The 19,426-nt window shown below is 67.5% G+C and carries 14 protein-coding genes and 1 pseudogene; 6 read left to right on the plus strand and 9 right to left on the minus strand.

Annotated elements, in window-relative coordinates:
• The first annotated feature begins 25 nt into the window (after positions 1-25).
• Positions 26-679 (plus strand): CatB-related O-acetyltransferase, encoded by a 654-nt coding sequence (locus H0264_RS27820; protein ID WP_244975963.1) that lies wholly within the window; start codon positions 26-28, stop codon positions 677-679.
• A gap of 45 nt (positions 680-724) precedes the next feature.
• Here the strand turns inward: H0264_RS27820 and H0264_RS27825 are convergent, their stop codons facing one another.
• Both H0264_RS27825 and H0264_RS27830 read right to left on the minus strand, forming a co-directional pair.
• Positions 725-1,975, minus strand: a complete 1,251-nt coding sequence (locus H0264_RS27825; protein WP_181580296.1) for a Rieske 2Fe-2S domain-containing protein — start codon at positions 1,973-1,975, stop codon at positions 725-727.
• A gap of 179 nt (positions 1,976-2,154) precedes the next feature.
• Positions 2,155-3,504, minus strand: coding sequence for a replication-associated recombination protein A (locus tag H0264_RS27830; protein ID WP_231085086.1), 1,350 nt, complete (start codon positions 3,502-3,504; stop codon positions 2,155-2,157).
• Between the two features lie 193 nt (positions 3,505-3,697).
• Here H0264_RS27830 and H0264_RS27835 point away from each other — a divergent pair, with 193 nt between their 5' ends.
• Together H0264_RS27835 and H0264_RS27840 are read left to right on the plus strand one after the other, a co-directional pair.
• The gene (locus H0264_RS27835) at positions 3,698-5,338 is read left to right on the plus strand and encodes an alkaline phosphatase D family protein (protein WP_244975964.1); all 1,641 of its coding nucleotides are present in this window, start codon (positions 3,698-3,700) and stop codon (positions 5,336-5,338) included.
• A gap of 126 nt (positions 5,339-5,464) precedes the next feature.
• The gene (locus tag H0264_RS27840) at positions 5,465-7,117 is read left to right on the plus strand and encodes an alkaline phosphatase D family protein (RefSeq protein WP_420832115.1); all 1,653 of its coding nucleotides are present in this window, start codon (positions 5,465-5,467) and stop codon (positions 7,115-7,117) included.
• A gap of 66 nt (positions 7,118-7,183) precedes the next feature.
• Here the strand turns inward: H0264_RS27840 and H0264_RS27845 are convergent, their stop codons facing one another.
• Positions 7,184-8,353, minus strand: a complete 1,170-nt coding sequence (locus H0264_RS27845; RefSeq protein WP_181580298.1) for a phosphotransferase family protein — start codon at positions 8,351-8,353, stop codon at positions 7,184-7,186.
• A gap of 196 nt (positions 8,354-8,549) precedes the next feature.
• Between H0264_RS27845 and H0264_RS27850 the strand changes: the two genes are divergently transcribed.
• Complete coding sequence (locus H0264_RS27850; RefSeq protein ID WP_181580299.1) at positions 8,550-9,860, plus strand: DUF2189 domain-containing protein; 1,311 nt, start codon at positions 8,550-8,552, stop codon at positions 9,858-9,860.
• 11 nt (positions 9,861-9,871) lie between these two features.
• Here H0264_RS27850 and H0264_RS39380 read toward each other — a convergent pair.
• Positions 9,872-10,054 (minus strand): annotated as a pseudogene (locus H0264_RS39380) (DUF389 domain-containing protein); the annotation flags it as partial.
• 156 nt (positions 10,055-10,210) lie between these two features.
• Complete coding sequence (gene aspS / locus H0264_RS27860) at positions 10,211-12,004, minus strand: aspartate--tRNA ligase (RefSeq protein WP_181585876.1); 1,794 nt, start codon at positions 12,002-12,004, stop codon at positions 10,211-10,213.
• A gap of 200 nt (positions 12,005-12,204) precedes the next feature.
• On the opposite strand from aspS, the gene ypfJ reads away from it, so the two are divergent.
• Positions 12,205-13,125: a KPN_02809 family neutral zinc metallopeptidase gene (ypfJ, locus tag H0264_RS27865; RefSeq protein WP_181580300.1), complete on the plus strand. Its 921-nt coding sequence runs from the start codon at positions 12,205-12,207 to the stop codon at positions 13,123-13,125.
• 206 nt (positions 13,126-13,331) lie between these two features.
• Entirely contained in the window at positions 13,332-13,958 is a 627-nt protein-coding gene (locus H0264_RS27870) for a hypothetical protein (RefSeq protein WP_181580301.1), read from the plus strand.
• A 129-nt stretch (positions 13,959-14,087) separates the two neighbouring features.
• On the opposite strand, the gene H0264_RS27875 is transcribed toward H0264_RS27870, so the two are convergent.
• The 4 genes from H0264_RS27875 to H0264_RS27890 form a co-directional block, all read right to left on the minus strand.
• Complete coding sequence (locus H0264_RS27875) at positions 14,088-15,167, minus strand: 2-oxoacid:ferredoxin oxidoreductase subunit beta (protein WP_181580302.1); 1,080 nt, start codon at positions 15,165-15,167, stop codon at positions 14,088-14,090.
• On the minus strand, positions 15,167-17,113 hold the full coding sequence (locus tag H0264_RS27880; protein ID WP_181580303.1) for a 2-oxoacid:acceptor oxidoreductase subunit alpha: 1,947 nt from the start codon (positions 17,111-17,113) through the stop codon (positions 15,167-15,169). Before H0264_RS27880 ends, H0264_RS27875 begins: the two co-directional genes overlap by 1 nt.
• 107 nt (positions 17,114-17,220) lie before the next feature.
• Entirely contained in the window at positions 17,221-18,252 is a 1,032-nt protein-coding gene (locus H0264_RS27885; protein ID WP_181580304.1) for an Rv2578c family radical SAM protein, read from the minus strand.
• A gap of 60 nt (positions 18,253-18,312) precedes the next feature.
• Positions 18,313-19,302 carry an NAD-dependent epimerase/dehydratase family protein gene (locus H0264_RS27890; RefSeq protein ID WP_181580305.1) on the minus strand — a complete coding sequence of 330 codons (990 nt, stop codon included), beginning with the start codon at positions 19,300-19,302 and terminating at the stop codon, positions 18,313-18,315.
• Positions 19,303-19,426: the final 124 nt, after the last annotated feature.

Genomic DNA, 19,426 nt, shown 5'->3' on the forward strand with positions numbered 1-19,426 from the left:
CCGGGCAATGGCTACCGTGGTCGGGGTGACTGTGATCCCGGACCCATCCCAGCGCTTCCCACTGCCGCACGCGCACCGGACCGTGTTCCTGAAACCGCACGTCGAATCGGAGAACATCCAGGTCGGCGACTACACCTACTTCGACGATCCGGTCGCCGCGACCGAGTTCGAGACCACCAATGTGCTCTATGCCTTCGGGCCGGAGAAGTTGATCATCGGCAAATACTGCGCGATCGCCACCGGGACCCGGTTCATCATGGCCGGGGCGAACCACGCCACGCAGGGCGTGTCGACGTTTCCGTTCACGATTTTCGGCGGCACCTGGGCCGAGGAAACCATGGACATCATCACCTCGATTCCGAGCAAGGGTGACACCGTGGTCGGCAATGACGTGTGGTTCGGCTACAACACGCTGATCATGCCGGGCGTGACCATCGGCGACGGGGCGATCATCGCGACCGGTGCGGTGGTGACCGCCGATGTGCCGCCGTACACGATCGTGGGCGGCAATCCGGCACAGGTGGTGAAGCAGCGCTACTCCGATGCGGATGTGGCGCGGCTGCTGCGGGCCGCATGGTGGGACTGGCCGGTGGAGCTCGTGACCGAGCATGTGCGCGCGATCATGGCGGGCACCCCGGCCGATATCGAGAAGATCGCCGGCGACAGCGGCCTGATCTGAGTGAACGGGTGGTGGGGCTGCGTGCGGTAGCCCCACCATCCGCGATCAGCTCGCCGCGCCCTCGAGCTCGGCCCCGGGCGACGCGTTCGCCACGCCTTCCGCCTCGGCCACCAGCGCCTCGTTCTCCGCACGCTGCCGCAGGTTCTCGGCGACCTCCGCCTCCCACGCCTCATTGGCCTTGGTGGTGTCGACCTCGAATTCGAAGCGCGCCACCGACTTCGGGTCGATATCGGCGACGTCCACATAGAACTGCTCGTACCAGCGGCGCAGCTGGTAGACCGGGCCGTCCTCTTCGCACAGCAGCGGATTGTCGATCTTGGTCTTGTGCTTCCAGATCTCGACATCCTGCTGGAAGCCGACGCTCACGCCCTCCGCCAGCTGCTCGGAGAACGCCTGCACGTGCTCCTCGGGCAGATCCTTCGGCTTCTCCAGGCTGACACCCCACATGAGCACGAACGAATCCTGCGTCACCGGGTAGTGGCAGTTGATCAGAACCGTCTTGATCTTGAAGCCGCCGTAGTTGTTCAGCATCGGATTGATCATGTACGAGGGCCCGAAATACGAAGCCTCGGAATCGATCATCACGTCCAGGCCGCTCTCGGCGGCCATGCCGATATCGGGGCGGCCCTTGGTGATCAGGTACTGGGTGGCGACATGACCTTCGAAGACGTTCTTGAAGAAGGTCGGGAAGGCGTAGTGCACATAGAAGAAGTGCGCCATGTCCACGACATTGTCGATGATCTCGCGGCAGTTCGAGCCCTCGATCAGCACCGAGTTCCACTGCCACTCGGTCCAGCCCTCGGCGACCTCCTCGACGCCGGTGCCGTCGGCCGCGGTGTACGCGCCCGGCACGTACGGGATGGTCACCTCCGCCGGCGGCGGGTTGCCCTCGTGGTCGTGCCACACGAACAACTGACCATTGCGTTCCAGGGTGGTCCAGGTGCGGGTGCGGGCCAGCGGCGGCACCCGGCGGGCGTACGGGATCTGCTTGCACTTGCCGTCGCCGCCCCAGCGCCAGTCGTGGAACGGGCAGGCGACCTCGTCACCCTTGATCGTGCCCATCGACAGGTCGCCGCCGAGGTGGCGGCAGTAGGCGTCGAGCACCTTCAGATCGCCGCTGCTGTCGGCGAATACGACCAGCTTGGTGCCGAACGCCTTGACCGAGTGTGGTTTTCCGTCCCGGAAATCCTTGCTCAGGCCCAGGCAGTGCCAGCCCCGGGCGTACCGGGTGGGCGCGCCGCCCACATCGATCTCACGAACCTTGCCGCGGGGTCCCGGTGGGGTCGGTGCAGTCATGTGTATTCCCTGATTCCCTCGCCCCGACGTACCAACCTCGGGGTGCTCCAACGGAATCAGTTGATCATGACCGGTTGCACCTTTCCTGCTTCATGTCGCGAACCCCACACCGCGAGACCCCCGATGCAAGCTTGCATCGGCTGCATTTCCGCACGATTTGCCTTGCGGTCCACGGTGATTCACCGGCCGCGCACAATGCGGCGCAGCTTCACCACCCGGGGACCCACCTCGCGCTCGTAACCGTGGTCGGTGGGGTGGTAGTAATCGGTGCCCACCAGCTCGTCCGGCGGATACTGCTGCGCGAGAACACCATCGGGGTGATCGTGCGGATACTTGTAGCCCTGGGCGTGGCCGAGCGCGGCGGCGCCCGCGTAATGCCCGTCGCGCAGATGTGGCGGGACCGCACCGGCCTTACCGGCCGAGATGTCGGCCATGGCCGCGCCGATGCCCTTCACCACCGCACCGGATTTCGGCGCGGTGGCGATGTGGATGGTGGCCTGGGTCAGGGCCAGCTGCGCCTCGGGCATGCCGACCAGCTGCACCACCTGGGCGGCGGCGACCGCGGTCTGCAGGGCGGTGGGGTCGGCCATGCCGACCTCCTCGCTGGCTTGAATCATCAAGCGGCGGGCGATGAATCGCGGGTCCTCCCCCGCGCTGATCATGCGGGCCAGATAGTGCAGGGCGGCATCGACGTCGGAACCGCGCAGGGATTTGATGAACGCGCTGATCACGTCGTAGTGCTGATCACCGGCGCGGTCGTAGCGCACGGCGGCCTTGTCGACGCTGGCCTCCACCAGTTCGACCCCGACCTTGCCGTCGAGAGAGGACTCGGCGGACGCCTCCAGCGCCGTGAGCGCCCGGCGGGCGTCGCCGCCCGCGATGCGCACGATGTGGTCGTAGGCCGCGTCGGTGATGTCGTACTCGCCCGCCAGTCCGCGCGGGTCGGCGGCCGCGCGGGTGAGCACCGCGCGAATCTCGTCCTCGGACAACGATTGCAGTTGCAAGACGAGCGACCGTGACAGCAGCGCGGACACCACGGAGAACGAGGGGTTCTCCGTCGTCGCGCCGACCAGCAGCACAATGCGATTCTCGACGGCGGCGAGCAGAGCATCCTGCTGCGTCTTGGAGAAGCGGTGCACCTCGTCGATGAAGAGCACGGTCTGCTCGCCGTGGGCCAAGCGGCGGCGGGCCAGATCGATGACCGCCCGCACCTCCTTCACCCCGGCCGACAGCGCGGACAGCGCCTCGAAGCGGCGGCCGGTGGCCTGCGACAGCAGCGAGGCGAGCGTGGTCTTGCCCGTTCCGGGCGGGCCGAACAGCAGCACCGAGGCCGCACCGGATCCTTCCACCAGTCGGCGTAGCGGCGACCCCGGTCCGAGCAGATGTTGCTGCCCCACCACCTCGTCGAGGGTGCGCGGGCGCATGCGCACGGCCAGCGGTGCGAACTTCTCATCACCGACCGGTCGGCTCGGTACGAACTCCTCGGATACGGGCTCCGCCTCCGGCGCCGCGAACAGGCCATCACTCACGCGCCCGACCCTACCGACCGGGCCCGACAAGACCGCGTACTCGGGTCGCGCCGCCCCACCGAGCCCAGCATCCCGGGTGTGCCGCCGCGGTGCTCTACTCTCACCTTCCGTGGCAAACCGTCAGCATCCCGGTAACGAACAATTCATCTTGTCCGCTTGCATTCTGGTCGGTTGATCAGTTGTGATCTCAGCCATGGTTTTCGGTGAGATGGTCTCGGCCCGCTTCGACCGGCGCTCCGCCCTCAAGGGCGGGACGGCCGCGGTGGCGGTGAGCCTGATCGGCTCGGCGGTCGCGCGAGCCGAGGCGACGGTGTTCCGGCATGGCGTCGCCTCCGGTGATCCGCTGCCCGGCGGGGTGATCATCTGGACCCGCGTCACACCGTCCGAGGATGCGCTGCCCGGTTCCGGAAAGGGCGCGAATGTCGCGGTGCGATGGGAGGTCGCGGGCGACGAGTCGTTCGGGACCATCGCCGCCTCCGGAACCCATTCGGCGACTTCGGATTCCGACCACACCGTGAAGGTCGATGTCTCCGGTCTGGCTCCGGGGCGCGAATACTTCTACCGGTTCACTGCGCTCGGCCAGACCTCTCCGGTCGGCCGAACACTCACCGCCCCAGCCGATTCCGCCACTCCGGACCGGCTGCGCCTGGGCGTGGTGTCGTGCGCGAACTGGGAGGCCGGATACTTCTCCGCCTACCGGCATCTCGCGGCACGCGGCGATCTGGATGCCATCGTGCATCTGGGCGACTACCTCTACGAGTACCCGCGCGGCGAGTACGGCGGCCGCACCGGTTCGGTGCGCTGGCACGAGCCCGCGCACGAGATCGTCACCCTGGCCGACTATCGAATCCGGCACGCGCAGTACAAGACCGACGCCGATCTCATGGCACTGCATGCCCGGCTGCCGTTCATCTGCACCTGGGACGACCACGAGACCGCCGACAACACCTGGTCCGACGGCGCGGAGAACCATCAGCCCGCCACCGAGGGCGACTTCCAGACGCGCCGGGCCGCGGCACTGCAGGCCTACCTGGAGTGGATGCCGGTGCGCACCGGCGCGGACCGGAAGCTGTACCGCCGCCTGCGTTTCGGCACCCTCGCCGAACTGTCCATGCTCGACCTGCGCAGCTACCGCAGCGAGGAGGCCAAGACCGGCGCGGGCTGGCGCGAGATCGACAGCCCGGAGCGCACCATCACCGGCAAGGACCAAATGGATTGGGTGCAGGCCGGTTTGGTGTCCGCCCCGGTCACCTGGAAGCTCATCGGCAACCCGGTCATGATCGCGCCGCTGGTCTTCCCGCCCCTGGAACCGGCCACCTCCGCCGCCTTCACCACCGCACTCGGCCTGCCGCAGAACGGAATTCCCGCCAACCCGGACCAGTGGGACGGCTACACCGCCGATCGCTCCCGCCTGCTGCGCACCATCACCGAGCACAATGTCTCCGACGTCGTTTTCCTGACCGGCGACATCCACAGCTCCTGGGGCGCGGACCTCCCCCTCGACGCCGCCACCTACCCCGCCGGCCCCACCGCGGGCGTGGAATTCGTTGTCCCGTCGATCACTTCGCAGAGCATCGGCGATGCCACCGGCGCACCGCCGCGCACCGCCTCGGTGGCGATCGAGGGCACCATCAAGGGCATCAACCGCCACCTGCACTACACCGAACTCGACTCGCACGGCTACGGCGTCCTGCACGTCGATGCCGACCAGACGCAGATGGACTGGTTCTACGTCACCGACGTGGCCGACCCGAACTCCGGTGTGCGCCACGGCGCGTCATACGCGGTCCGGCGCGGCGGCCGCATCGAACCCCGGCCCGGCCCCATGGTCTGAGTCCGAACGCCACCCAGGCACAGATGGTCATGCTTGGTGAGGTCGATTCGCTATTCGCGGGTTACCGGCTGTTCAACCGTCCGGTATTGCTCGAAGATCTGATATCGGGTGTGATCGAATACCGTGCTGCCTCATACGATCGCGCGCGCCCCGCTGGCACGCCGCACCCTGCTGAAATCCGGAGCCGCCGCTGTGGTCGCGGGCGGCGCCGCGCTGACCACGGGCACCGCGGCCGCCGATGCGCCGGTGTTCCAGCACGGCGTCGCCTCGGGTGATCCGCTGCCCACCGGGGTGATCCTGTGGACTCGGGTGACCCCGATCGCGGACGCGACGCCCGGCTCCGGGCGCGGCGAGCCCGTCGAGGTGCGGTGGGAGGTGGCTCGTGACGGCGAGTTCGGAAACGTGGTCGCCTCCGGAAGTCATACGGCGACAGCCGAAACCGATCACACCGTCAAGATCGACGCGACCGGTCTGACTCCGGCGGCCGACTACTTCTTCCGATTCACCGCGCTGGGGCAGACCTCGCGCATCGGACGCACTCGCACCGCGCCCGGCGCGCAGGACACTCCCGATCGCCTGCGATTCGGGGTGGTCTCGTGCGCGAATTACGAGGAGGGATGGTTCGCGGCCTACCGGCATCTGGCCGCGCGCGACGACCTCGACGCGGTCATCCATCTGGGCGACTATCTTTACGAGTACGCACGCGGCGCGCACGCGGTCGTGTTGCCGAACGTGCGGGCGCACGATCCGGCGAACGAGATCGTCACCCTCGCGGACTATCGAATCCGGCACGGGCAGTACAAGACCGACGCGGATCTGGCGACGCTGCATGCGCGGGTGCCGTTCATCTGCACCTGGGACGACCACGAGAGCGCCAATGACGCCTGGGTGGACGGGGCCGAAAACCATACGCCGGCAAAGGAAGGCGAGTGGCAGGCGCGGCGGGCCGCCGCACTGCGGGCCTATCTGGAATGGATGCCGGTGCGGGCGGTCGGCACCGGCGCGGGGGCGCAGCTGTATCGGCGGTTGCGGTTCGGCACCCTCGCAGAGCTGTCCATGCTGGATCTGCGCAGCTATCGGGATCAGCAGCTGAAGGCGGTCACCGGATGGCGCGACGTGGAGAATCCGGCGCGCACACTCACCGGGGCGGCCCAGATGCAATGGCTCACCGCGGGTTTGACCACCTCGACGGCGCAGTGGAAGCTCATCGGCAATCCGGTGATGATCGCGCCGCTGACCTTGCCTACCCTGGACGGCACCATGGCGGGGGCGTTCGCGGCGACACTCGGCACGCCGTCCTCGGGGCTGCCGATCAATCTGGACCAGTGGGACGGGTACGCCGCCGATCGGCAGCGCCTGTTCACCGCCCTCCGCGAGAACTCGGTCCGCGATGTGGTCTTCCTGACCGGTGACATTCACAGTTCGTGGGCGGCGGATCTGCCGATCGATCCCAACGACTATCCCGCCGGCCCCACGGTCGGAGCCGAATTCGTGGTTCCATCGGTCTCCATGGCCAGTATCGGCGATGCGGCGCATCTGCCCTTGCGCACGGCATCGGTGGTGCTGGAGAACACGATTCGCGGATTGAATCGGCATCTGCACTATTCGGAACTGGATTCGCACGGTTACGGCGTCCTGCATCTGGACTCCACGCAATCGCAGATGGACTGGTTCTATGTTGGTTCGGTGACCGACCCCAATGCCGGTGTGCGGCACGGCGCTTCCCTGGCCGTCCCGACTGGCGGGCGTATCGAGCCGCGCACCGCCCCCATGGCCTGAAACAGCACGAAGGCCGGAATTCGATGGTCACCCATGCGAATTCCGGCCTTCCGGTCTGTCCGGGAGCTATTCCTCCCAGCGCTCCTCCAGGGTCGCCGACACGTGTTCGGCGAAATCGCCGAGCGTGTCGTCACCGGTGCAGCGGGCATCCTCGGCGAGCGCGGCCCAGCGATTGATGAGCGCCGCGGACCGCGGAATCGACAGCCCGTGCTCGCGCGCGGCGGCGATGCGGGTGTGGTCGGCGGGCAGGAACCAGTAGGTCGACAGCCACACCCAGATGAGCCGGGCCTCCAGAATGCGCTCGGCCAGCACCGCGTCGTCGGCCAGCGACGGCCACACCGCGACCACTTCGGAGCGCCACGCCTCGACCATCTGCCGGGCGCGTTCACGGGAGAGTTCGAAATCGCACAGGCAGCCCGGGAAGGACACCAGGGCATAGGCGATATCGAGAGTGGCGTCGCGGAAGCCGCCCCACTCGTAGTCGAGGAACCGCGCGCCCTCGTCATTGAGGATGACATTGTCGGGGCACAGGTCGGACGGGCTGAACGCGCGGTAGCGGCCGGCGGAGAACAGCCGGTTGCCGCGCACGATGCGTTCGGCGATCTCGCCGGGCACCTCGATGCCGAGTTCGCGGCCCAGCATGGCCGGCACTTCGGCCACGGCCGATTCGGCCTGCTGCGCGATGCCGTCCACACGATGCACCACGTCGACGCGGCGTAGCAGGGCGACGAAGTCGGCTTCGCGGCCGACGGTGGCGGCGTGCATGCGACCGAGCGCCTGCGCGAACGCCATGAGCGCATTGCGCCCGGCCGGTTCGACATTCGCCTGCAACACCTGGGTGAGGGACGTGTTCTCGCCCAGATCGCTGAGTATGAGCAGGCGCTCGGGGAGGCTGTACCCGAGTAGGTAGGCACCGGGCCGGTGGTCGCGGCCGAGCGCGGTGGTGAACTGGTACGACACGGCTTCGCGTAGGAAGGCGGAGTCGATACTCGCCACTCCGGGTGCCATACCTCCGGTGCGTCGCTCCTTCGCTGCGCCGCGCACCTGTTTCACTATGAGGGTGCGTGGAAGTGAAAAAGCGTTCTCCGCAACACGGACGCGTAGGACCGTCGTCCTACCACTGCCGCTGAGTTCCATCGGATCGCTCAGCTTTACCGCAGCACCCATTCGCTTTGTGAGCAACTGTTGTGCCGCGTACACGACTTCGGCGGCGCGTTCGGCCAATAGTGCGGTCATCGGGCTCCAAGTTACTCGCTCCAGGTCACTTTCAGCGAGCGGTTACGCAACCTTTCGCGCGTCTTCCGGCGTGTCTTGGTGAAGGGTTTGCCCACGCGGCGCTGGTTGCTTGACACAACCAGGGTCGTCGAGTTGTCTTCATGTTCAACTGCTATGCGTCCCACCGCAAACCGGGAAATGTGAAAGGCTTATGCCTATGACCGGCACGCCGTCTTCCGCACCGAACGAGCCCACCGGCGACACACCTGCCGGAGCGGGCGGACCGCAGCATCCACCGCGTGCGGGACAGCACCAAAACCCGGAATCCGCACCGCATTCCACCGAGCAGGGCGGTGCGAGCGCGCACGGCCGGCACGAGATGCCGGGGCTCGCGGGGTACCCGCAGTTCGACGGGCCGGGCGCGGCGCACTACGGCAGCGAACCCGTCGAACCGCCACCGCCGTTGAGTTCGCCCTCCGGCGTGCCGGTTTCGTCCGGTTACTCCCAATCGTCCGGTGTGCCGGCACAGCAACCGCAGGGCATCCCCCCGCAGGGCGGCGACCTATCCCAGCCAGGCGGCGGCCAGTCAGGCGGTTACGCACCGCAGGGCCAAAGCCGGCCTGGCGCACACGCACCACACGGCGGATACGGACAGCAAGGCGGACAGGTGCAGCAAGGCGGGTACGGGCAGCCCGGATCAGGGCCCCAGCAAGGCGGATACGGACAATCGGGGCCACAGCCGGGCGGCTACGGACAGCAGGGCGGCTATGGGCCCGCCGGATCCGGGCCCCAGCAGGGCGGATTCCCGCCACCGGGATCCGGGCCACAGGGACCGCCGCCCGGAAACGCCCCGCAGCAAGGCAATCCGGCCGAACCACCGGCCACTGCGGGCCACTACTACGAACCCGAGCGCCTCGATGTCGGGCGCGCACTCGGCTATGGCTGGGATCGCTTCCGGCTCAACGCCATTCCCTGGATGGGCATGGTGCTCATCGGCCTGATCGCCTGGCTCATGGTGATCCTGCTGGTGAACCTCCTCGACATCACCTCCGCGTCCGGCCTGCTGCTACTGTTCGGCGTGGCCGCGCTGGTGGTGTGGCTGCTGCAGGCCGCCATGATTCGCGGCGCCCTCGCCGAGACCGACGGCACCCCACCGGATTTCCCGACCTTCTTCGCGTTCGTGAATGCCGGCAATGTGCTGATCACCGCGCTCATCGTCTTCCTGGCCGCGCTGGTCGCCTCGCTGGTGCTGGTGTTCCCGGCCATCATCGTCGGCGTGCTGTGCATGTTCTCGCTGCACTTCGTCATCGACCAGGACCAAACCCCGCTCACCGCAATCAAATCCAGCGCCCAGCTGGTGATCGCGAATGCGGTGCCGGTGGTCATCCTGGCGCTGGCCGTGCTGGTCGCCACCTTCCTCGGCGCGCTGCTGTGCGGACTCGGTCTGCTCATCGCCGGACCGGTGACGGCCATCGCCACCACCTACGCCTACCGCTTCCTCACCGGCGGCACGGTCGCGCACGCCTGATTCCCGTGCGGCTCACCTGTCGTCGCCGCCACCGCGAATCCGACCGCCGGAATCGTCGTCACCGAGATGAAAACGCCTACCAGCGCGGTCGCCGAACGCCGCACCAGCCGGAAATCCTTGCGCACCAAGGCAACCGCCGCCGCCGCGAGGGGTCCGAACTCCGGCCCGACCACCATGGCCCCGACGATGGTCATTGCCGGCCTCGCGCGCCAGCGCGCATTCGATGCGATCCCCGTCCGGTTCGACCGCCGCGCCGCGCCGCGCCGTGACCAGGTGGCACCCGGTTCGGCGCGCAGCAGCGCGAGCGCGTGATCGGTCGATTCGGCGGGGCAGGCCAACCGGGTGAGCGGCTACTTCTTGTCTTCGACGATCGGGTTTCCGTCGGCGTCGACCTTGGCGTTGAGCCCGGCCTCCTGCCGCTGCTGCGGCGTGATCGGGGTGGGCGCGTCGGTGAGCGGGTCCACGCCACCGCCGGACTTCGGGAACGCGATGACCTCACGGATGGAGTCCACCCCCGCGAGCAGCGCGGTGATGCGGTCCCAGCCGAAGGCGATGCCGCCCATGGGCGGAGCGCCGAAGGAGAAGGCGTCGAGGAGGAAGCCGAACTTGTCCTGCGCCTCGGCCTCGCCGATGCCCATCACCTTGAACACGCGTTCCTGCACGTCGCGGCGGTGGATACGGATGGAGCCGCCACCGATCTCATTGCCGTTGCAGACGATGTCGTAGGCGTAGGCCAGCGCCGAACCCGGATCGGTGTCGAAAGTGTCCAGGTGCTCGGGCTTGGGCGAGGTGAACGCGTGGTGCACCGCGGTCCAGGCCGAATGACCAAGGGCCACATCTCCGCTGGCGGTGGCGTCGGCGGCCGGCTCGAACATCGGCGCGTCCACGATCCACACGAACGCCCAGGCGTTCTCGTCGATGAGACCGCACTTGCGGGCGATCTCGCCGCGGGCCGCGCCCAGCAGCGCCCGGCTGGACTTGGCGTCACCGGCGGCGAAGAACACACAGTCGCCCGGCTCTGCGCCAACCTGCTTGGCCAGGCCCTCACGTTCGGTGTCGGTGAGGTTCTTGGCGACCGGGCCGCCGAGGGTGCCGTCCTCGTTGAAGGTGATGTAGGCCAGGCCCTTGGCGCCGCGCTGCTTGGCCCACTCCTGCCAGGCGTCGAACTGACGCCGCGGCTGGGACGCACCGCCCGGCATGACGACCGCACCGACGTAGGGAGACTGGAACACGCGGAACTGGGTGTCCGCGAAGTACTCCTTCATCTCGGTGATCTCGACACCGAAGCGCAGGTCCGGCTTGTCGGAACCGTAGCGGCGCATGGCCTCGGCGTAGGTCATGTGCGGAATCGGGGTCGGGATCTCGTAGCCGACCAGCTTCCACAGCGCGGCCAGGATGTCCTCGGCCAGCAGAATGACGTCTTCCTGCTCGACGAAGCTCATCTCGATGTCGAGCTGGGTGAACTCGGGCTGCCGGTCGGCGCGGAAGTCCTCGTCGCGGTAGCAACGCGCGATCTGGTAGTAGCGCTCGATGCCGCCGACCATGAGCAGCTGCTTGAACAGCTGCGGCGACTGCGGCAGCGCGTAGAACTTGCCGGGCTGCAGACGCGCCGGCACCAGGAAGTCACGCGCACCCTCGGGGGTGGACCGGGTCATGGTCGGGGTCTCGACCTCGACGAACGCGTGCTTGCCGAGCACCTCGCGCGCGGCGGCGTTCACCTTCGACCGCAGCCGGATGGCATGCCCCGGGCCCTCGCGGCGCAGATCCAGGTACCGGTACTTCAGGCGGGCCTCTTCACCGGGCTCGTCGTCGAGCTGGAACGGCAGCGGCGCGGCCTCGTTGAGCACCTCGAGCGCGGTCACATTGACCTCGATCGCGCCGGTCGGCAGATTCGGGTTCTCGCTGCCCGCCGGTCGGTTCTCCACCACACCGGTGACCTTCACACAGAACTCGTTGCGCAGCTTGTGGGCCTGTTCAGCAGGCACGCCCTCACGGAACACGGCCTGCGACACACCCGACGCATCGCGCAGATCGATGAAGATCACGCCACCGTGGTCTCGCCGCCGGGCCACCCAACCGGTGAGGGTGACGGTCTGACCGGCGTGCTCGCTTCGCAGCGAACCAGCCAAGTGGGTGCGCAGCACGGGATTCCTTTCGACGAATTCGAGCACCGGAATATGAACGGGTGCGCGTACATCGTAGTTAGACACGTTCACAGAGTGGAAACCGATATCCGTTCCTCCATGCCAAGCTGTTAGCGGCACGACGCTCGGGCCACCTCGAACCACCAGGATCCGGACGCATCAGAGGCCCCGAAGGGCGACCGCAGACGGGAGTTAGCGCAATGACTTTCAACGAGGGCCTGCAGATCGATCAGGATCGGGTGTCCTCCGGTGGTGGGCCGGGGATGGGTGGTGGGATCGCGCTCGGCGGCGGGGCGCTGGGGATTATCGCGTTGATCGCCACACTGCTGCTCGGGGGTGATCCGGGCAGCATTCTCGGGCAGTTCACCGGCGCCGACTCGCAGCAGCAGGGGACGGCGCAGACGCCCGATCACTGCAAGACCGGCGCGGACGCCAACAAGTATGTGGACTGCCGGGTGGTGCTGACGGTGCAGAGCCTGGACGCGGTGTGGGGTACCGAGCTGCCCAAGCAGACGCGCACGGCGTACGTCGAGCCGAAGGTGCGGTTGTTCTCGGGGGTGATCAATACCGGGTGCGGGCGGGCGTCGTCGGCGGTGGGGCCCTTCTACTGTCCGGCCGATCAGACGGCCTACTTCGATGTGAGCTTCTTCCAGGAGTTGAAGGATCGCTTCGGTTCCACCGGCGGGCCGCTGGCGCAGGAGTATGTGGTGGCGCACGAGTTCGGGCACCACATCCAGAATCTGCTCGGCGATCTCAATCGCGCGCAGCGGGATCCGCAGGGGCCGGAATCCGGGGCGGTGCGCACCGAACTGCAGGCCGACTGCTACGCGGGCGTGTGGGCGTACTGGGCGGACAAGCTGCCGGCGCCCGGCTCGAACACGCCGTTCCTGGAGAAGCTGACCCGCGACAATATTCGCGATGCGCTGTCGGCGGCGTCGGCCGTGGGTGACGACCACATCCAGAAGTCGTCGGGTGCGCGGGTGAACCCGGAGGCGTGGACGCACGGCTCGTCCGAGCAGCGCCAGAAGTGGTTCCTCGCCGGATACCAGACCGGTCAGGTCTCCTCCTGCGACACGTATTCGGCTCGGGATCTGGACAATCCGCCGACCCTGAAGCTGTAGGCCCAGCGTCGCAGTACCTTTCACCCGTCCGGCCAGTCCGAACAGCTGAATTGACTCCAGAACAACGGCTTTCACCTCACGCCGGACCGCTGTGCGATGCCTCCCATCCACACCGCGTCCGGCGTGCCGTCTGTGACGGCCCGGTGCGCGCGAGGCAGAATCACCGGCGGCGGGCACGTGCCCGCGAGGGAACTCGGAGGCGATTCATGCGAAGGCTCGGCGGGACAATAGAACTCGGCACGGCTCGCGGTGAGCGGGCACGCCGCACCGCACGCGGCACCATGTCGCGCAGGGTGACGCGTGGCTCGGCGGCCGCGCTGCTGGCGGCCGCAATGCTCACGGGCGCAACCGGATTCGCAGCGGCGCAGGAGCCTGCCGCGCCGGCCACCCCCGCGCCCGTCTCGCCCGTGTCGCCCGCCGCACCGGCCCCCGCACCCGTGGCCGCCACCACCCAGGTCATCCTGACCACGCTGCCGAATGCCTGGCAGTCCCGCCTGGATCTCAAGCCGGTCCTCGAGGTGCTCTCCGACGGCACCGCGGTGAAGCGCGCCGACGGCGGCCCCCAGGAGGTCACCGGTACCGTCCCGAGCGCCGTACTCGCCACTGCCGCAGCCGATATCCGCGCCCTCGCAGCAGCGGACATGGGCACGCCCTCGGTCACTGACCAAGGCGCGATGATCCTCGACTTCATGCCCGCGCCCCCGGACCAGGAGGTGCACCTGATCGTCTACGCACCGGAATTCACCGAGGGCCTGACCGACGAGCAGCTGGCGGCGCGCGCGAAATTCGCCGAGCTCTACAACCGACTCCTGACCGCGTTCATCCCCGCCTAGGCGCCGCGCCGCGGCGCCTAGGACACGTGAACGCGGGAACCTCTGCGGGACATCGAGCAGGCCCCATGACGAGCAGGTGCCGGTTCCCCGCGCGGTTGTGTGTACCGCACGGGGAACGGAAGCGAAAGGTCAGCCGACGGTCCAGGTTTCGCGGCCGGTGAGTAGCTCCTGAAGGGAGTCCCCGCTCACCGGTTTGCGTTCGGCGGCGGTGTCGAGCTGGGCGCGGACGCCGTCGTCGTAGGTGGGGCGGGTGACGCTGCGGAAAATGCCGGTCACGACGTGGGACAGGTCCTGATCGGAGAGGCGGGAGAGGGCGTAGGCGTATTCGGGGTCGTCGGCGTAGGCGTCGTGGACCATGATGTCGGAGTCGGCGACGGTGTCGGCGCGGACCACGCGGAGGCCGAAACCCGAACGGACGACAGCGAATTCGCGGTCGGCGCCGAAGCGGATGGGTTCGCCGTGGCGCAGGCGGATGAGGTGGGATTCGGCGTTCTCGCGGCGGAGGGCGTCGAAGGAGCCGTCGTTGAAGATGGGGCAGTCCTGCAGGATCTCCACGAAGGAGGTGCCGCGGTGCTCGGCGGCGGCACGCAGCACCTCGGTGAGGCCGGCGCGGTCGGAGTCCAAAGCCCGTGCGGCGAAGGTGGCTTCGGCGCCCAGGGCCACCGACAGGGTGTTGAACGGGTGGTCGATCGAGCCCATGGGGGTGGACTTGGTGATCTTGCCGGTTTCCGAGGTGGGTGAGTACTGGCCCTTGGTCAGACCGTAGATCCGGTTGTTGAACAACAGGATTGTCATGTTCACATTGCGGCGCAGTGCGTGGATGAGGTGGTTGCCGCCGATGGACAGGGCATCACCGTCACCGGTCACCACCCAGACCGACAGGTCCGGACGCGTGACGGCCAGGCCGGTGGCAATGGCCGGGGCGCGGCCGTGGATGGAGTGGATTCCGTACGCCTCCAGGTAATACGGGAACCGGCTCGAGCAGCCGATGCCGGAGACGAACATGAGGTTCTCGCGCCGCAGGCCCAGATCGGCGAGGAAGCCGCGCACGGTGGCGAGGATGACGTAGTCGCCGCAGCCGGGGCACCAGCGCACCTCCTGATCGGAGGTGTAATCCTTGGCCTTCTGCGGGCCGTCGGCGTGCGGCACGCCGGACAGCCCGGTGAGCCCCAGATCCGTTCCGACGAGCGGGTTTTCCATGATGGTCATCACTTACCCCCAGTGGTGCGGTAGGTCGCCCGCGCCCGCGCGGCGAAGGCCTTGCTCTGTTCCATCTCGGCGATGGAGCCGTCCAGGGCCGCGTCGATCACGCCGACCAGCTCCTGCGCGGAGAAGGCGGTTCCGGCGATCTTGGTCCAGGGTTGGACGTCCACCAGGTATTCGGCGCGCAGCAGCATGGCGAGCTGTCCATTGTTCATTTCGGGCGCGACGACCGTGCGATACCGGCGCAGCACCTCGCCGAGGTTGGCGGGGAACGGATTCAGATGCCGCAGATGCGCCTGCGCGACCGGGACGCCCCGGCGGCGGGCGCGCCGGCAGGCCTCGCCGATCGGGCCGTAGGAGCTGCCCCAGCCGATGAGCAGCAGTTCGGCCCGGCCGTCGGGATCGTCGACCTCGAGATCGGGCACGGTGATGCCGTCGATCTTGGCCTGCCGCAAGCGAACCATGAGCTCGTGGTTGGCCGGTTCGTAGGAGATATTGCCGCTGCCGTCGGCCTTCTCCAGCCCGCCGATGCGGTGTGCGCGCCCCTTGGTGCCGGGCACGGCGAGCGGCCGCGCGAGCGTTTCGGGATCGCGGGCGTAGGGCTGGAATTCGTCGCCCTCTCCCCCATCGGCCTCGAATCCCGGCTCGATCCGCGGCATTTCGCTGACCTGTGGAATCGCCCACGGCTCGGAACCATTGGCGATGGCCCCGTCGGAGAGCAGCAGCACCGGCGTGCGATAGGTGAGCGCGATGCGCGCCGCTTCCACCGCGATGTCGAAACAGTCGGCGGGCGAACGCGGGGCGACCACCGCCACCGGCGATTCGCCATTGCGCCCGTAGAGCGCCTGGAGCAGATCGGCCTGTTCGGTCTTGGTGGGCAGACCCGTCGACGGCCCGCCACGCTGCACGTCGACAATCACCATGGGCAGCTCGGTCATGACGGCCAGGCCGATGGCCTCGCTCTTGAGCGCCAGCCCCGGCCCGGAGGTGGAGGTGACACCGAGCGCGCCGCCCAGCGCCGCGCCCAATGCCGCACCGACACCGGCGATCTCGTCCTCGGCCTGGAAGGTCGTGACGCCGAAGTTCTTGTGCTTGCTCAGCTCGTGCAGGATGTCGGAGGCCGGGGTGATCGGATACGTCCCCAGGAACACCGGCAGCCCCGACAGCTGCCCGGCGGTGACGAGCCCGTAGGCGAGCGCGGTATTGCCGGTGATCTGCCGATAGGTTCCGGCCGGGAGTGTCGCGGGAGCGATCTCGTAGGTGGTGGCGAAGGATTCGGTCGTTTCGCCGTAATTCCAGCCCGCCCGGAATGCGAGGATATTTGCTTCGGCCACATCCGGTTTGGACGCGAACTTCTCCCGCATGAACTGTTCGGTGCCACCGATGGGCCGCCCGTACATGAAGGACAGCAATCCCAGCGCGAACATATTCTTGGCGCGCTGCCCGTCCTTTTTGCCCACACCGGTCGGTTCGGTCGCGGTGAGCGTCAGCGATGTCATGGGCACCCGGTGCACCACGAAATCGGACAGCGTGTCATCGGTGAGCGGATCACCGGTGTACCCGACCTTGGCCAGATTGCGCTTGCTGAATTCGTCGGTATTGACGATGACCATGGCCCCGCGCGCCAGATCCTCCAGATTCGCCTTGAGCGCCGCGGGATTCATGGCCACCAGCACATCCGGCTGGTCGCCCGCGGTGAGGATGTCGTAGTCGGCGATCTGGATCTGGAAGGACGAGACGCCGGGCAGCGTGCCCTGGGGTGCGCGGATCTCGGCGGGGAAGTTGGGCTGCGTCGCAAGGTCGTTGCCGAAGGCCGCCGCCTCGTGGGTGAATCGATCACCGGTGAGCTGCATACCGTCACCGGAGTCGCCCGCGAAGCGAATTACGACTCTTTCCAATTTCTCTGCGGCAGGACTCTTTCCGGCCACAGAGTCGTCATGCTGCGAAACCATGCGCCTGCATCACTTCCTCGTCGCTGTGAGGTACCAACGCCAAACTACTCCGCCATATTCGCGACACACCGCGAAGTTAGCGGTTGCACAAGAAATCTCGGCCGGTTTCAGGCGAAGAGAGCCAACTGCCGGTCGGTGGTGGTCGAGTCGGTGGCGCGTAGCTCCGGATTCTCTGGAACCCCGGCTTCGTCCGTCCGTTCTCGGTTCAAGCGGTATTTCTCCAGCAGCGGCTCGATGCGGCCGCGTAGCCACGCAGAATACTCCGGTGTAACCGAAGCTCCGCGACCATACAACTGTCGGTAGCGTCGCAGCAGCGCGGGGTGCTCTTCGGCGAGCCAGTTGAGGAACCAGCCGCGGGTGCTGCCGCGCAGATGCATGGGAAAGGCGGTGACGCTCGCGGCGCCGGCCTCGGCGATGGCGGCGAACAGCTCGTCCAGATGCGCCTTGCTGTCGGTGAGATACGGAATGACCGGAGCCACCATGACATTCACGGCAAATCCGGCATCGGCGAGGGCGCGCACCAGGTCCAGCCGGGCGCGCGGCGACGGCGTGCCGGACTCCAGGCTCTTGTGCAACTCCTCGTCGAGGATGGCGATGGACACCGCCACGTGCACATCCACCTGCCGCGCGGCCTGCGTCAGCAGCGGCAGATCCCGGCGCAGCAGGGTGCCCTTGGTGAGAATCGAGAAGGGCGTACCGGATTCGGTGAGCGCGCCGATGATGCCGGGCATGAGCCGGTAGCGACCCTCGGCGCGCTGATAGGGATCCGTATTCGTGCCCAGCGCAACGGGTTCGCGGCGCCAGGAGCGCTTGTGCACCTCCCGGCGCAGCACCGCGGCGACATTGGTCTTGACGACGATCTGCGAGTCGAAATCGTCACCGGCGTCCAGGTCGAGGTACTCGTGCGTGCCGCGCGCGAAGCAGTAGCGGCACGCGTGCGAGCACCCGCGCATGGGATTGACGGTCCAGCCGAACGGCAGGCTCTCGCTCTCGACCTTGTTCAGCGCGGACTTGCACAACACCTCGTGAAAGGTGATGCCCTCGAACTCGGGTGTCTGTACGCTCCGTACGAAACCGGCACGTTCGAGCCCGGGCAGCGCGCCGTCATCGGCGTCCAGGGTCTGGCTTTGCCACCGCACCACCCAAGTCGAACATGTGTTCTACCCGAAGTCAAGCGGACACGGGCGAGTTCGCGCGTGTCAGGCGATCTTGAGTACTTCCGGCTTGGTGGTCAGCCCGTTGTAGAAGGCCACCAGATCCCGCACGGTCTCCGCGGCCGGACGCGGCTGGTAGCCGAGTTCCGTTGCGGCCTTGGCGTGTTCGACGACCGGCGCGGACAGCAGCGCGCCCATGGACGCCTTGGACAGCTTGTCGGTGCCGAAGGCGCGCCCGGCGGGCTCGAGCACCGGCAGCAGCGCCGAGATCACCTTGGGCGGAATCGCGAAGGCGGGCTTGAGTTTTCCGTTCACCTCGGCCGCGAGGCGGGTGGCCTCGAACAGGTTCACGTATTCGCCGCCGAGCAGGTAGTTCTCGCCGGTCTTGCCGCGTTCGCCGGCCAGGATCAGGCCCTTGGCCACATCGCGCACGTCGACCAGGTCGAAGCTGCCGCCGATCATGACGGGCACGCGGCCGCGCGCGGCATCCCAGAGCACCTTGTTGATGCGCGAGTCGCTGTAGTCGATCGGGCCGTACACACCGGTCGGATTACAGATGACGGCGTCGAGGCCCTCGTCGATCACCTTGCGCAGCTCGACCTCGCCCTGGAACTTGGAGCGGTCGTAGACCGGCAGCTCCGGGTCGATGGAGCGGACCGTGCGCTCGTTGATCCGCCCGCCGCAGGTGTACTGGTTGAACGCGTGGATCGAGCTGGTGTGCACCATGCGCCGCACGCCCACCTCGCGCGCCGCCTCGGCCACGGTCCGCACACCCTGGGTGTTGACCCGCCAGGCCAGATCGTTCTTGTGCGCGAGGGTGATCAGCGCGACCAGGTGGTAGACCACCTCGGCGCCGTCGAGCACCTTGCGCATGGACTCGGGATCCAGCACGTCGCCGCTGACCCAGGTGACACCTGGCTGATTGGTGGTGGGCCGGACGCGATCGATGGCGGTAACCTCGTGACCGCGATCCGTGAGCTGGCGAAGCAGATTGGTGCCAAGGAACCCGGCAGCGCCGGTGACTGCGACCTTCATGAGTTGAAGAATATAGAACTTGTTCTAATTTGCAACACGTTCCAGTTTAGGGGTGCGAGAGCAAGCCGACATGGGGTGCTGGACGTCCAGTGGGATATATTCGGCACCGCATGTCCACGACGAT

This window comes from Nocardia huaxiensis (assembly GCF_013744875.1).
Taxonomy (GTDB): Bacteria; Actinomycetota; Actinomycetes; order Mycobacteriales; family Mycobacteriaceae; genus Nocardia; species Nocardia huaxiensis.